This window comes from Candidatus Poriferisodalis sp., from assembly GCF_965208925.1.
In the GTDB taxonomy this organism is placed as follows: domain Bacteria; phylum Actinomycetota; class Acidimicrobiia; order Acidimicrobiales; family Poriferisodalaceae; genus Poriferisodalis.
In genome coordinates, this window is sequence record NZ_OZ242364.1 from 2141147 (window position 1) to 2155080 (window position 13934).

At 67.1% G+C, this 13934-nt stretch carries 11 protein-coding genes; 5 read left to right on the forward strand and 6 right to left on the reverse strand.

Going from position 1 to position 13934, the window contains the following annotated elements; genetic code table 11:
- Positions 1-17: 17 nt before the first annotated feature.
- The 3 genes from ACOGI5_RS09525 to ACOGI5_RS09535 all read right to left on the reverse strand — a co-directional run bounded on the left by ACOGI5_RS09525 (position 18) and on the right by ACOGI5_RS09535 (position 3825).
- Positions 18-1172: a DNA methyltransferase gene (locus ACOGI5_RS09525; protein WP_419864181.1), complete on the reverse strand. Its 1155-nt coding sequence runs from the start codon at positions 1170-1172 to the stop codon at positions 18-20.
- A gap of 37 nt (positions 1173-1209) precedes the next feature.
- Positions 1210-2190: a hypothetical protein gene (locus ACOGI5_RS09530; protein ID WP_419864182.1), complete on the reverse strand. Its 981-nt coding sequence runs from the start codon at positions 2188-2190 to the stop codon at positions 1210-1212.
- Between the two features lie 411 nt (positions 2191-2601).
- Positions 2602-3825 (reverse strand): aspartate aminotransferase family protein, encoded by a 1224-nt coding sequence (locus ACOGI5_RS09535; protein ID WP_419864183.1) that lies wholly within the window; start codon positions 3823-3825, stop codon positions 2602-2604.
- Positions 3826-3913: 88 nt separating this feature from the next.
- Here ACOGI5_RS09535 and ACOGI5_RS09540 point away from each other — a divergent pair, with 88 nt between their 5' ends.
- Positions 3914-5110 carry a CaiB/BaiF CoA transferase family protein gene (locus ACOGI5_RS09540; RefSeq protein WP_419864184.1) on the forward strand — a complete coding sequence of 399 codons (1197 nt, stop codon included), beginning with the start codon at positions 3914-3916 and terminating at the stop codon, positions 5108-5110.
- Positions 5111-5151: 41 nt separating this feature from the next.
- On the opposite strand, the gene ACOGI5_RS09545 is transcribed toward ACOGI5_RS09540, so the two are convergent.
- Positions 5152-6360, reverse strand: a complete 1209-nt coding sequence (locus ACOGI5_RS09545) for an acyl-CoA dehydrogenase family protein (RefSeq protein WP_419864185.1) — start codon at positions 6358-6360, stop codon at positions 5152-5154.
- Positions 6361-6473: 113 nt separating this feature from the next.
- Here ACOGI5_RS09545 and ACOGI5_RS09550 point away from each other — a divergent pair, with 113 nt between their 5' ends.
- The 3 genes from ACOGI5_RS09550 (at position 6474) to ACOGI5_RS09560 (ending at position 8858) form a co-directional block, all read left to right on the forward strand.
- On the forward strand, positions 6474-7070 hold the full coding sequence (locus tag ACOGI5_RS09550; RefSeq protein ID WP_419864186.1) for an NUDIX hydrolase: 597 nt from the start codon (positions 6474-6476) through the stop codon (positions 7068-7070).
- Positions 7071-7188: 118 nt separating this feature from the next.
- Positions 7189-8028 (forward strand): SMP-30/gluconolactonase/LRE family protein, encoded by an 840-nt coding sequence (locus ACOGI5_RS09555; RefSeq protein ID WP_419864187.1) that lies wholly within the window; start codon positions 7189-7191, stop codon positions 8026-8028.
- 50 nt (positions 8029-8078) lie between these two features.
- Positions 8079-8858: an alpha/beta fold hydrolase gene (locus tag ACOGI5_RS09560; RefSeq protein WP_419864188.1), complete on the forward strand. Its 780-nt coding sequence runs from the start codon at positions 8079-8081 to the stop codon at positions 8856-8858.
- Positions 8859-8888: 30 nt separating this feature from the next.
- Here ACOGI5_RS09560 and ACOGI5_RS09565 read toward each other — a convergent pair whose 3' ends face one another.
- Positions 8889-9668: an SDR family NAD(P)-dependent oxidoreductase gene (locus ACOGI5_RS09565; RefSeq protein ID WP_419864189.1), complete on the reverse strand. Its 780-nt coding sequence runs from the start codon at positions 9666-9668 to the stop codon at positions 8889-8891.
- A 191-nt stretch (positions 9669-9859) separates the two neighbouring features.
- Between ACOGI5_RS09565 and ACOGI5_RS09570 the strand changes: the two genes are divergently transcribed.
- Positions 9860-11212, forward strand: a complete 1353-nt coding sequence (locus ACOGI5_RS09570) for an MFS transporter (protein ID WP_419864190.1) — start codon at positions 9860-9862, stop codon at positions 11210-11212.
- A gap of 53 nt (positions 11213-11265) precedes the next feature.
- Here ACOGI5_RS09570 and ACOGI5_RS09575 read toward each other — a convergent pair whose 3' ends face one another.
- Positions 11266-13812: a DNA polymerase gene (locus ACOGI5_RS09575; protein WP_419864191.1), complete on the reverse strand. Its 2547-nt coding sequence runs from the start codon at positions 13810-13812 to the stop codon at positions 11266-11268.
- Positions 13813-13934 lie beyond the last annotated feature (122 nt).

The following is a 13934-nucleotide window of genomic DNA, read 5'->3' on the forward strand; positions in this document are numbered from 1 at the left end:
CAGATTGGGCAGAGCAATCAGCCTGATGCCTCCACGCGACGGAATCCTCTGCTGCGCGCCCAGCTGTCTGCGCCTGCGCCAGGGAGAAGGAAGTCAATCTCTCTGGACTTGGTGCCGCCCCGGCCGTGGCCGTTGGAGGTGCCAGCGAGGGCGGCACTTGTCGGCAACTGGAGCAGCTGCCGATCGGGCCAGACGTCTCTGATTGCGGCAATGCAGAGATCAGCAGTCCTGCGTCGCTGGTCGCTGCGAACCAAGATCGTGGCTTCGTCGCGGAGGATCCTGTCGGACTCCCGGAAGACAGATGTGATGAGTTCCCTGTAGGCCATCTGGTGGGAGAACTTCGAGGTTCTCTTCCAATCCTGGCCAAATTGGTGCCCGAGGAGCCAGAGACGCAGCCAGTGGTCATTCCAGTAGTCGGTGACGCCGCAGTAGGGAGGTGACGTGACCAGGAGCATGGCCTCGCCGGCAGGCTGTCGTGGGAGTTCGGCGCGCGAGTCGCCGAGGAGTACCTCGCTGGTTGCTTGGGCAGGGATGCCGTACTTGTAGCGGCGGCGGATCTTGTCCTTGAGCACCGCTACAGGGTCGACGTCGGGCGGCCGTGCCATGTCGGCTTCAGTCCACCATTCGACGGAGTATTCGGGCGAGAGCGCGATGGTCGGCGAGAGGGAGTTTGACAATCCGCTGCCGAGTTTGTCCTGCATGTGGAGTGCGATGAAGGCCATGAGCGTGCGGTCGACGACGGAGGTCCTCCATTGCAAGTCGCGGCGGGCCGCCCGAAGGAGGCCGCGAACCTGAGGCGCCCATGCCATCGTCTCGAAGCGATGCCGCGAGCGCTGATCGGTGGGGCGCTGGCTCCTGGCAAGTTCGTCGAGGCGCGCCATGACGTCGTCGACGTCGGGCGCGGGGTCTTGTTTGGCAGCCGTGTACAGCCACGCGATGGGATTGATGTCGACAGCGAGAGCCCGACGACCCAGGACAGTCGCAACAAAAGGAGCGTTTCCTCGCCCGCAAAAGGGATCGAGTACCAGATCATTCGGGCTGGTGAGGTGGCTGATGACGTCGTGGAGGAAGCCACGCGGGAACATCGCGTAATACCGACCCAACCCGTACCAGCGCCCCGCTGCGGTGTTTCGACGCCAGGTGTCCGCCTCGCTCGTGATGGTGAGGGTCATGGAGTCATCTGAGCAGGCTCTGGGGCCCCTGTGCGGGTTAGTAGTGGCTGATGGTGGTGAGGCCGATGACTCCGAAAGGGTTGTCGTCGCGCAGGTACTGGAGGAACACGATCTTGATCGTGTGCTCGGTGGCGGTGGCCTCGACGGTGTTGTCGAGCTGCGCCTGGGTGAGCGTGTCGCCTGGACCGCTGGGCGATCCAGTGGGCGCCTGCATCAGCGTCGCTCGGATGTCGCGGGGCGCCGGGGGCGGGCCGACGGGCGCCGAAGTCGAGGGATAGGCGTTGACGGATTCTGTGCTGTCGAGCACCACGCCCGATGGCTGGACGCACCGCCAATCCCAACGCGTGACCTCTCCCTGATTGTTCACAGCACCGACGACTGGGGCGCAGCTGTCCTGCCCCGGGTACGTGTACCTGATCGAGAGGCTGTTCTCGTGCTCGCCTTCGGTCGGCACTTCGATGCCGGTGACGGCGTCTCGCCAGTTGTTGCGGAATGTGTAGGTGTTGATGACCACCGACCAGTTCAAGATGCCGGTTTGGGTGTTGACCCATTCCTCGAAGTCCACCCACACGACGCCGTCGTGGCCGTAGGTGGTGACCGAGTACGACCCACTGATGCACTTGACGGCCACGCCGGTGTCCATCTTGTCTCGGCACTCTTGATCGGTCGCCGACGACGAGCTCGGCGGGAGCTGTCGCAATGTGGCTTTGAGCTCCGGGGAGGTCGTCGAGGTGGGCTCGGCCTGAGGCGGCAGGGCGGGCACATCGATGCGCCGGTAACGCGACCGGACGCTCAGTCCGTGGTCGTTGCGTGCCTGTATCCGGTACACATAGGTGCGCTCCGCCACCACGGTGTCGTCGACGTAGCTGGTGTCGGCGCTGGCGGTGTCGTCCTCGATGACGTGGAACTGCCCGGCCGCATCCACGCCCGGGTCTCGGCGCAGGATCTGATAGCCGGTGATCGACGGATCGCCCGGATCAGACCACGACAGGGTCACCTCGAACGCTCCGTCCACCACCGACGCAACCGCGCTCGGGCGCGGCGGGATTGCCGGAACAGAGCCGCTGCTGGCCGCGACTGGTGCTACGCCGGCGGCTAACACCGACGCCACAGCCGCCGAAGCGGCCAGCCGCCGTGGCCATGCCGCCAGGGACCCCCCTGTCCCCAACGAACGGGTGGGCCGGGCAACCCCTAAACCCACCGCCAACAAACTGCGTATCGACATCGGAACTCCCCCCGATTCACGCTGCTCATATGGTCACATTGGCTCATATTTTGCTGCAGCATACGCATGATAGTCGTAACCATTAGATACGCGCAACCATGCAATGGTCAAAAGCACTCATCCGGCCGCGAGCGGTCGGTGAGCTGTGTCGTCCGCCTGCTACAGCCGCTGTTCCGGTTGTCCAGGAACAGCGCGATTTCGGCTTCAGGCCAGCGCGGTGAACGCGGCGTCAGCGATGTCGCAGGTGCGCTTGATGTCGTCGTCGGTGTGGGCCGCGCAAACAAAGTTGTTGTGGTAACTGAGCAGGTAGGCGCCTCGCCGGATGCATTCGGCCACCCAGCGGGCGTGGAACTTCGAGCCGCCCTCGCTGACAACACGCAGGTACGGCATGGCCGGCACGCCGCTCATCCGCAGCTCGTGCCCGTGAGCTGATGCGACATCTCCCAACGCGTCACCGAGACGGATGCCGATCTCGGTTGCCGCATTGGCGGCATCTGCCGCACGCAGTTCCCGCAGCGTGGCGAGCCCGGCCGCCATCGGCGCAGCATTGAAGAACTGGGTGCCGGTGAAGAACGTGTCCGCGGCGGCTTCCTTCAGGGCGTCACTGCCGGCGAGCGCTGCGAGGGGATGCCCGTTCCCGATCGCCTTGCCGAAGCACATGAGATCGGGAGTAAAGCCGTATGCGACATGCGCCCCCGCCAGGTCGATCCGGAACCCGCTGCGGACTTCGTCCAGGATCACGACGATTCCGGCGTCGCGGCAGGCCGCCTCGACTGCGGCCCAGTAGCCCTCCGCCGGCAGCTCGTTGTCGGCGAAGACCGGGTGGTGGTACGGCGAGGAGATGAAGCAGGCGATATCGCCCGGGTGCGCAGCGATGGCCGACTGCACCGCATCGGCGTCGTTCCAGGGCACCTCGATGACGAACGCCTGATCTTCGGCGATCGTGCCTTTGTTGCCCGGTGCCTGCATCCACGGCGTCGAGCCGTGGTAGCCGCCCTCGATCTTCAGGATGTATCGCCGGCCGGTCGCGGCGCGGGCAACCATCACCGCCAACCCGGTCGCGTCGGCACCGTTCTTGCCGAACAGCGCCCAGTCGGCCCCGTCCACCATGTCGACGAGCTCTTCGGCCAGCTCGACCATGACCGGTGCGGCCAGGCTCACCGTGCTGCCGTCGGCTGCCTGCTTGGCGGCCGCCTCTTCCACTGCCGGATGGTTGTAGCCCAGGATGTTCGGGCCATAGGCGCACATCCAGTCGATGTAGGAGTTGCCATCTACATCGGTGAAGCGGGCGCCTTCTGCCGACGAGAAAAAGACCGGGCCGTCCTCGACAACGGCAGGGCCGTAGTGGCCGTATACCCCCTTGGGAACGACGGCCTTCGCTCGTTCGTACAGCTCTTGGGACTTCTGGGTAGGCATCGGCTCGCTCATTGGGGCACTCTCCGACGAGAAGGTCTTTGCGTTTCGCATCCTGACACACCACGGGACTGCAGGAATCTGCGGGGGTTACGATCCGGCGATGGGAGCGCTTGACGGATACAACGTCCTCGACTTGTCCATCCTGGTGCAGGGCCCCCAGGCTGCTGCGACGCTGCACGACATGGGAGCGTCGGTCATCAAGATCGAACTGCCGGGCATGGGCGACCTCGCACGGGTGATCCCCGTGTCGCCTGACGACCCGCGAAACCCGTACTACGAAGCGTGCAACCGGGGGAAGCGGTCGGTCACATGGTCACCCCTCGACCTGCGCACCCCAGGTGGCAAGACCGCTGTCGAGCGATTCGTCGCGGAGACCGACGTCCTGATCCACAACTTCGTGCCGGGAACCATGGAGGCCTGGGGCCTGTCGTACGAGCACCTGTCGGCCATCAATCCACGGCTCGTGTACGCCACCGGTTCGAGCTTCGGGCCGGTGGGCGACAAAGCCGGCCGCGAGGGGGCTGACTCGACCGGCCAGTCGGAGGGCGGGCTCATGTTCGCCACCCGGATCGACGGCGGCCCTCCCGTCATGAACGGGGCCGTCATTGCCGACCATGTCGGCTGTCAGAACATGGTCACCGGCATCCTGGCTGCGTTGCTGCATCGCCAAACGACCGGGCGAGGGCAGCGAGTCGACGTATCACTCGTGGGCGGCATGATCTACGCCCAGGCGTCGGAAATGACCTACACCTTGCTGACCGGTCGAAATCCCGAGCGCGTCGACTCGGGCCACGCGTTCGTTCCCACCCTGCTGCACACCGTCGAGGCGGCCGACGGCTGGATCCACCTGCTCAGCGGTACCGGGCCTGGGTGGCCCATCTTCGCCGAGCTGCTCGATCGGCCCGATCTTGCCGGCGATGAACGGTTCCTGGCTCTCATGCTCAGCTCCGAGGACAGGGCTGAGCTGGTCGCCATCATCGACGAGGTGTTCCCGACCAGGACGCTCGCCGAGTGGGAGGCCGTGCTCACCGGGGCAGGCGTCCGTTATGGGCTGGTGCGTGACTACGAGGCGATCGTCGCCGACGAGGCGATGTACGACAACGGCTACCTGCGGCGGGTGGAGCACCCCGACGGCGACCGCGTGGTGATCGGCACCCCGATCCGCATGTCAGAGACGCCGCTCGAACCCGGTGCCGTCGCGCCGGAGCTCGGTCAGCACACCGAGGAGGTCCTGCTGGAGCACGGCTACACGTGGGACGACATCACCGCATTGCGTGACGAGGGCGTCTTCGGCTGACGGCTCAGCCTCTACGCGTAGAGCTTGTGCAACGACCGGGCTCAGGCGTACAGCTGCTGCAACGACCGGGCTATCCGGTCGGTCTGGATCTCGGTGCTGCCGTCCACGTAGTTGGCGATGCGAGCGCCGACCAAGTGGTGGCCGCCGGGGTGATCAGTGCGCAGCCCCTCGGCGCCCATGGCCTGGACGCAGGTGGCGATGTCGGCCTCGGCTGTCTCGGTCGTGAACTTCTTGGCGTGCGCGGCGGGCAGGATGGCGCCGGTCGCGTCGCCGGTGCGCAGCGATTCGGTGACGGCGTCGATCGCCCGGTCGGTGAGCAGTCGGGCGGCCTCGAGCCGGTTCTGCACGCCGGCCAGCTTCCAGGCAAGCCCCTGGTGGGCGATGACGGGCTTGCCGAATGCCTCACGCGCAGCGCCGTAGCGCACTGCGCTCGCGAGGGTGGCTTCCACCATGGCGCAGCACATGGCGGCGACGTAGGTGCGGGCACCGTTCACGCTGGACAGGGCGGCGATGAAGGCCTCGCCGGGCGGACTGAGGAGGTCATCGGCCTCGGCGACGTAGCCGTCCAGCCGGAAGCCGCCCGTACCGATGAGATGGCCGCCGGCCAATTCGTAGGGCGGCAGCCGCTCGAAGCCGGGCCTGGTGCCGTCGATGAGGAACAGCGCGATGCCACGGCCCCGAGAGCCGGGTTCGGTCTGGGCGTAGCAGAAGATGACGTCGGAGTGCGCGGCGTTGGTGATCCAGGCTTTGGCGCCGTCGAGCCGCCATCCGCCGTCGACGGGCGTCGCCGTAGTGGCGATGTTGGCGAAATCGCTGCCCGCGCCGGGCTCCGTGAGCGCCGTGGAGCCGAAACGGCGACCGGCCATCAAGTCGGCCAGGAAGAGCTCACGGTGGCGCTCGGTGCCGCGCTGTGCCACCCGCGCCGCAACGTTGCCGGTATTGACGAGGCTGAACGCGAACGGCATCGAGACCGCGCTGAGCACCTCGGTGATTCGGCACTTCTGGGCGAAGCTCATCCCCAACCCGCCCAGTGCAGTGGGCACCTCCATCGCCAGCAGGCCGATTTCGGATGCCTCACGCAGGGCTTCGGGCGCCATGCGCTTCTCGGATTCCCAACGGTTCACGTTGGGAGCCACGACGGTGTCGCGGAACTGTGCAACTTCGCCCACGAAGGCTTCGAACGCCGCAGCCTCCATACCGGCGACGGGATCGTCGGCACGTCCCGAGGCATCAGCACCTGCAGCAGTCATCGCGGCGACGGTAGCAGCGGTGACTTGGAGCCAGCCGGGGGCCGGCATGGTCCGGCCACCTACGCTGCGGCGTTGTGGTCGGGCCGCACGCTGTCACCAAAGCGTTCACAGCTATGCGCTTGTCCGAGGTGCTCAGTCAGGACTTGGACACGGCGCATCAGGGTCCGACTGCCGCCGTAGCAGCCGTGGTGCGACCGGGCGAACGTGGACCCGAGATGCTGTTCATCGAGCGCGCCATCCGCAACGGGGACCCCTGGTCGGGCCACATGGCGTTTCCGGGCGGCCGGACCGAACCTGATGATGACGACACCTTCGACACGGCAGTGCGCGAGAGCCGCGAGGAGATCGGGTTCGACATCACTGCGCACTCGGGGGTTCGCTGGCTCGGACGGCTCAATGACCTTGAAGGCAACCCGCGCTGGCGCGGCGCAGCGCTGCGGGTGACACCGCACGTCTGCTGGCTCGAGGGCAGTCGCCCAGATTTGACGCTCAACTATGAGGTTGCCGACGCATTGTGGGTATCGGTGCAGGAGTTGGCTGATCCGGGGCGCCACATCGACTACCACTACCCGCCGAGGCCCGACGAGCGCTTCCCGGGCATCGAAGTGGGACACGGACGTGTGATCTGGGGCATGACCCTGCGGATGCTGCAGGATCTGTTCACCCGTGCCGGCCACCCGCTGCCCATCCAGTTCAGTCCTTCGAGCTGAGCCCAGGCAGCAGGCGCTGGGAGCGGGCGCCTAGCTGCACCCGCACGTGCCATGTTCGTTAGGGTCCGCGCATCGCACTGCACGACAGCGTGCGAGCACGTGATTCCTGGGAAGAGACATGACCACAGACTTCGAGCTGGATCTGCTGAGTTCGGGATGGGGGCTGATCGAGGGTCCCCGAGTCGACGAGCACGACAACTTCTATTTCTCCGATGTGCCGAACGGCGGCGTGCGCCGCCGCACACCCGATGGCGAGATCGAAGTGGTTGTCCCGAAGCGCCGGGGCGTGGGCGGGATGGTGCTGCACGCCGACGGCGGCGTGGTGGTGAGCGGCCGCAACATCCAGCACGTCACCGCCGACGGCTCCACAGTGCTGTTCGCCCCCGAGGTGGCGGGTTTCAACGACATGCACACTGATTCGCTGGGGCGGGTGTACGTGGGTTCGCTGCGACGCAATCCCTTCGACGAGTCGTCTCCCGACGAAGCCGGCGAGCTGTACCGCATCAACTTGGACGGCTCGGCCGAGGAGGTGTACGACGACGTGCAGCTCACCAACGGCATCGGTTTCTCGCCCGACGGCACCCGGCTGTACCACTCCGACAGCATCCCTGGCCGGGTGTGGGTGTCCGATGTGGACGGCGACGTGGTGTCGAATCGTCGCGAGTTTGTGAAGGAACGCAAGGTGCCCGACGGTCTCGCTGTGGACGTCGACGGCGGCGTTTGGGTAGCGCTGGCCGAGGGCGGCCGGGTGCAGCGCTACACACCCGACGGAGAGTCGGACGTCGCCGTGCCGGTGCCGGACCACTTCGTGACGAGCGTCTGCTTCGGCGGCGCCGATATGCGCGACCTGTACATCGTGACGGGCGGTGGCACCTCCGACGGCGGCTGCATCTTCCGTACTCGTGCGCCGGTCGCCGGCGTGCCGACCCCCTTGGCGCAGGTGCGGCCGAGCAACTGAATCCGAGCTGAGGAGTCCGATCCAGTGAGCCCAGCAGTGAGCCCGACCCGATGAGCAACGTGTTTCGATGGTCGTACGGCGCGCCTGACGCGCCGGTGCTGGCGTGCCTGCACGGCATCGGTTCGTGCGCCGACGCCTTCTTGGATCAACGCCCGCTGGCCGAGCGCCTGGGGATGCGGCTCGTGGCCTGGGATGCCCCCGGCTACCGCTACTCGGCCGACCCAGATGCGGCGCCAGGCATTGACGGCTGGGCTGACGCCGCGGCCGCGCTCATCGAGTCGGTGTCGGACGGGCCTGCGGCGGTGCTGGGCGTCTCGTGGGGCGGCGTGACGGCAACCCGGTTGGTCTTGCGCCGCCCCGACTTGGTGTCGGCACTGATACTGGCCGATTCCAGCGCCGGAGCCGGCACGAAGCCCGAACAGGCTGCGGCCATGCGAGCCCGGGCAGTCGACTTCGTCGACCTGGGGCCCGAGGGTTTCGCCGCTGCACGCGCGCAACGGCTCGTCAGTCCAGAGGCCAGCGACGGGTTGCGTGCCCATGTCGCCGAGATGATGGTGCCGTCCATTCGCATGCCCTGCTACCAGTGGGCCTGCGACTCCATGGCCGAATCGAACCACTACCCGCAATTGGAGCGCATCACGGCGCCGACGTTGGTCGTAGTAGGCGAGCATGACGAGGTCACCCCGCCGCGCACCTCGCAGCGGCTGGTGGAGGGGATTTCTGGGGCTCGCTACGTGGAGATTGCCGGCGCCGGCCACCTCGCCAACCAGGAACGGCCGGAGGCCTTCAATGACGTGGTCGCCGAGTTCCTGGAGTCGCTGGCGAGCTGAAACGTCGTTCGCCGCCTGTTCTGGCGCCGATCAGCGGGGCGGCATCCGGATGCCGCCGTCAACCCGGATCACCTCGCCGTTCATGTACGGGTTGGTGATGCATTCCATCACCATGAACGCCAGCTCCTCGCCAGAGCCGAGCCGCTTCGGGAACAGCACGCTCTGGCCCAGATGCGCCTTGAACTGATCTGACTGCTCGCCCTCGCCGTAGATCGGCGTGTCGATGAGGCCTGGTGCGATCGTGTTGACACGGATGCCGGTCGCGGACAGATCCCGGGCAATCGGCAGCGTCATGCCCACGACGCCGCCCTTGGAAGCCGAGTACGCCGCCTGACCGATCTGGCCGTCGAAGGCGGCGACCGAGGCCATGTTGACTACCGCCCCACGGGAACCGTCCGCGTCGACGGGCTCGGTCTTGGCCATCGCAGACGCCGCCTGGGCGAGCATGTTGAACGAGCCGATCAGGTTCACGTTGATCACGAATCGGAACTGCTCGAGATCCATCGGCACGTTGTTGCGGTCGATGGTGCGACCGGCACGGCCGAGCCCGGCAGAGTTGACGAGCGCGCGCAGCGGACCCATCTCGGAAGCCGCGTCCACCGCATCTCGGGCGTCGTCGATGTCGGTGACGTTGCAGCGCACGAACAGCCCGCCGACCGACGACGCCACCTTGTTGCCGAGATCTTCCTGAAGGTCGGCGATCACCACATGGGCGCCGGCGTCGGCGAGCTGGCGGGCGCTGGCCTCGCCGATGCCCGACGCTCCGCCCGTGACGATGGCTGATGCTCCACTGAGATCAAGGCGCGGCATCTGGGTCTCCTCCCCGAATGGTGGTACCGGTCATCAGCGACGTGCTGCTCCCGGTCAGGCCAGCGATGACGCTACCTGCACGGGTCCAGCAGCGAGAGCGCCTGGCCGTGCGTACTTCCATATATCCGCCGGTCATCTGGGCAGGCAAGCCGCTAGCGTCGGCATTCGGCTTGTCCGAAGGGGACACGGGTATGAGGGAATCACGGGCGACGAGGGCGCCCGACGGGCATTCCCGGCCCGCCGACGGCAGCAACGGCACGTTCTCACAAGCCGAGTCCCATGAGCGGGTCGCGACATTCGCTGCGCTGGGGGTGCCGGCGTTCCGGCTGCTGTGGCTCAGCGGCGTGTTCTCGTTCATGAGCATCCAGATGCAGTTCCTGCTGCGCTCGCTGCTCGCGTGGGATCTCACCGAGAGCGAAGAGGCGCTCGGCATCGTGATGTTCGCCTTCGGTGCGGCCCTGGGGATCTCCACGCTGTTCGGCGGCGTGGCGGCTGATCGACTGTCGAAGCGACGTCTGATGCTGTTCGGACAGATGGTGCTGCTGCTCGGCTCGATCGGCATGGGCGTGGCGCTGGCGACCGGTGTCATCGCGTTCTGGATGCTGCTGGTCTCCAGCGCGCTGCAGGGCCTCATGTTCGGCCTGATCGGACCGGCTCGCATCTCGATGACAACCGAGCTGGTCGGCCGTGAGCGGTTGGGCAATGCGATCACGCTGTCGTCGCTGTCGCTCAGCGGCAGCCGAGTCATTGCACCGACCGGCGCCGGACTGCTCGCAGGCTGGGCGCTCTTCGGCCTCGCCGGGGCATATTTCGTCTCGGCGGCCATCGCGACGCTGAGCTATGTGCTGTTGCTGCCGTTGCCGGAGACAAAAGACTCGGCTGCCGGTCCCAGCACCGACGCACGGCCTGTGCGCCACGCTCGCAGCAGGCCGCTGGTCGAGATCCGCGAGGGCATTCGCTACGCCATGAGCCGGCCCGAGCTTCGCCGGCCGATCGTGACGTCGATCATCGTGATCATGTTCGGCTTCAGCTACGTCGCCTTTCAGCCTGCGCTCGTCGAGGGCGTCTTCGGTCTTGGCGACCGGCAAGTCGGCTTCATCGCCGGGGCGTCCTCCATCGGGGCCGTGATCGCCTCGATCATGCTCGCATCCCGTGCCGACTCGCCGAGCGCCGGCTCGATCCTGATCGGCATGGGCTTTGCGTTCGGTGCCTCGATCATCGCTCTCGCCTGGGCCCCGAACTATGAGATAGCGATGGTGGTCACAGCGGTCATCGGCGCTGCATCGGTCGGGTTCATATCGCTTGTCCAGGCGATTGTCATGCGTGCCACCGATGAGGCGTACCAAGGCCGTGTCCAGTCGTTGGTGCAGCTGCCGTTCGCGGCATTCGCCATCGCCGCCGCACCGCTCGGCGTGCTGGCGGAGTGGACGGGCGTCCGGACCATGTTCCTGACCATGGGAATCGCCGTGACGCTCAGCATGATCGTCTATTCGATGGCCAGCGCGAACAGCGCCGGATCTCACCAGCCGGCGAACCCGCGCTAGGCGCAGCAGGCCGACTCTGCACGCATTCGGGCACTGCGCCCTGCGTCGGCCGGTCAGCAGATCTGTTCGAGGATCGACGTCTCCGACAGGCTCGTGCGGATGTCGGTATCGGCGACGGTGGGGACATCAGGGCACCAGCGCGACATGGCAGATTCCAGCGCGGCTTTGACATCAGCGGCGATGGCGTGAGCATCGGCTTCGGCGCACTCGATCACCACGCTGTCGTGGACGGTCTGCACCGCGTCGGCTGTGGGGTAGCGCGCCAACACCTCGCTGAGCCGGCCGTAGGCGTCCAGCATCACGTCGGCCACGCCGCCCTGAATCGGAGCGTTGCGATAGGCGTTGGCCATCTGGCCGACCCGGGTGTGCAACGCGCGCCGCAGCAGGAACTGTTGGTCGGCATCGCCCATTGCGACACCCACCTCGTCGATCACGGCGCGCCGCAGATGCCGTTGTTCCAGCACCTTGTCCACGGCCGGCCGCAGAGCACCTCCCGTCGCGCCTGACGGCGGCGCAAGATCGAAGCGGGCCAGCACCCGTTGCCACACCTCGGCCGGGCGAGGCTTGGCCGAGCAGCCGACCACAGCAGCGGCTTCGCCCAGCACCCAGTCCACGGAAAACGTGAACTGCTGGCGGCGGCCCGCTGGTGTGTGCGAGCTGAACGACAGCGGCGAGCCATCGGAACGGACCACAACCGGTGCGGCGAACGACAGCGCCCAGGCCACCTCTGCAACCCCGATCTCGCTCAAGCCGATCGCCGGGCCGCCAGCAAACCGGCCTGGGTCGATTGCGCCCGCCCGTTCGGATGCGAGCAGGGCCTCGTGCACCTCCTCGGCGCTGTGATGCCGGCGCTGCTGGCTGCGCAGCGTCCGGCGCGCATCGTCGGTGCGGGGCCACAGCGCGCCCAGCCGCAGCGTGAGCGGCCAATCGGCATCGAGCGAGGTGGCGGCGAAGTGCCCGATGAAGCGATCCCGCTCGTCCACCCAATGGGCGATGCCGGGATACGCGCTCAGGTAGGCCTCGATGAGGGCGTCGGCCTCGCCTCGGCTGGTCGGCACGCCGGCGTCGGTGAGGCCGCGCGACAGCCCGGCGCCTCGCTGCCCGTACAGGATCCCGAAGTTGATGCGCTTGGCCTTCGTGCGGAACTCCTCGTAGCGGGGCCGGTCGAGTGCTGCCAACCCCGCCGGTCCGTCCAGGCGCACACCGAACATCCGCTCGGCGGTGGCGGTGTGGATGTCGAGACCCTGTTCGAACGCCGCCCGCAGACCCTCATCGCCAGCGAGCTGGGTGGCAAAGCGCAGTTCGGCCTGGCTCAGGTCTGAATAGACGAAGACACGACCCGGCGGCGCTTTCATGTAGGGCTTGAGCCGCGGTGTGAAGTTCTGCGCATTCGGGTTGCGGCTGGCCAGCCGGCCGGTATTGGTGCCCACCACCTGCAGATACTCCGGATGCAAGCGGCCGTCATCCCACAGGTGCTCGGCCATCGTGTGCCCATAGGTGCTCAAGGTCTTGGACAGATCGCGGTAGGCCAGCAGCGTGCGGCAGAGTTCGCCGCCGATGCCTGCCAGCACCGATGCTCCGAGCGAATCAGTCGGCGCCAGCGGCCGAGCTCGGCCGTCGGTCTTGGCCGTCCATGCCTCCACCTCGTCGGACGCAAAACGGTTCAGCACGTCGCGTGCCTGCTGTTCGCTGTCGGGGTTCCAGCTGGGCTCGAGGCCGGCGCCGAAGAGATCGCCTTGACCGCCGCCGGTCAGCTCGGCCAAATGGGTGAGCACCTCGGCACGCCGCGACGCCAGCTCGGCCAGCTCGGCTTCCCAACCCTGCACGTCGAAGGGCAGACCGGCGCGCTCCATGCGGTCGAGAAAGGGCCGGGCTGCCTGCTCCAGCCGGCAGACCTCATCCAGCCCTGCATCTCGCAACCCCTCACGCAGCACGCCCGACACCCACAGGGTCTCGACGGCGTCGGCTGCGGCGTAGGCAATCTGTCGATCACTCAGCGGGCCATTGGCCCCGAAGGAGAACTGCGTCGTGGCCTTGCCTTCGACGCTCAGGCCGAGGTAGCGCTCGGCGGCCCAAGCCAGTCCGTGAAAGAAGCTGAACCCGGTCAGGCCTTGATGCAGCAGAGCATCGGCCAGCTGCGCGTCCCACCAGCGCAACGACCCGACGGCCGCGCCTGTCGCTGCGGCCGGCTCCATCAGATGAGTGTCGATGACCCGATCGTCAAACGTCGCATTCCAGGCATCCGATGCCAGATCCGGCACCCGGAGACCCTCGTGCAGCGCTGTTGCCAGCTCTACCAAGTCGTGCCTGCCGACATCGACGACCCACGCTCGTTCGGCACCATCGGGAGAGCGTGTTGCCGCGGAGATCACCCGCAGCTTCGGCACGAGGCCGCGCGTCTCGGCGTCACGCGGCTCAAAATCCGTCTCGGTGTCCACCGCGCGGGCTGCGGACGCAGAGAGTGCGTCGACGAAGGCGCCGAGCTGGTCGCGGCTCACGACCGTGATGGGAACCTGAGCTGGGTCTCGCGACGCCTCGGGACGCGGGTCGAGCCGCAGGAGGTCCGCTGGGGTGCGGGCAACATCTGTGGCGGCGTCCACGAGCGCACCCTAGGACTGCCCTGTCACGCCGACCGGACAGCGGCTGCCCGCGCCGGTTGCTCTCAAGCGCCAAGCGACGGTCCGCCGTGTTCCAGAAAATGAGGCAGAGGGCGCGCGTGCCT

Coding starts and splice junctions, on each gene's coding strand:
- ACOGI5_RS09560 (WP_419864188.1), top strand. CDS start 8,079: ATGAGCAACGTGTTTCGATGGTCGTACGGCGCGCCTGACGCGCCGGTG.
- ACOGI5_RS09550 (WP_419864186.1), top strand. CDS start 6,474: ATGCGCTTGTCCGAGGTGCTCAGTCAGGACTTGGACACGGCGCATCAG.
- ACOGI5_RS09540 (WP_419864184.1), top strand. CDS start 3,914: ATGGGAGCGCTTGACGGATACAACGTCCTCGACTTGTCCATCCTGGTG.
- ACOGI5_RS09565 (WP_419864189.1), bottom strand. CDS start 9,668: ATGCCGCGCCTTGATCTCAGTGGAGCATCAGCCATCGTCACGGGCGGA.
- ACOGI5_RS09555 (WP_419864187.1), top strand. CDS start 7,189: ATGACCACAGACTTCGAGCTGGATCTGCTGAGTTCGGGATGGGGGCTG.
- ACOGI5_RS09535 (WP_419864183.1), bottom strand. CDS start 3,825: ATGAGCGAGCCGATGCCTACCCAGAAGTCCCAAGAGCTGTACGAACGA.
- ACOGI5_RS09545 (WP_419864185.1), bottom strand. CDS start 6,360: ATGACTGCTGCAGGTGCTGATGCCTCGGGACGTGCCGACGATCCCGTC.
- ACOGI5_RS09525 (WP_419864181.1), bottom strand. CDS start 1,172: ATGACCCTCACCATCACGAGCGAGGCGGACACCTGGCGTCGAAACACC.
- ACOGI5_RS09570 (WP_419864190.1), top strand. CDS start 9,860: ATGAGGGAATCACGGGCGACGAGGGCGCCCGACGGGCATTCCCGGCCC.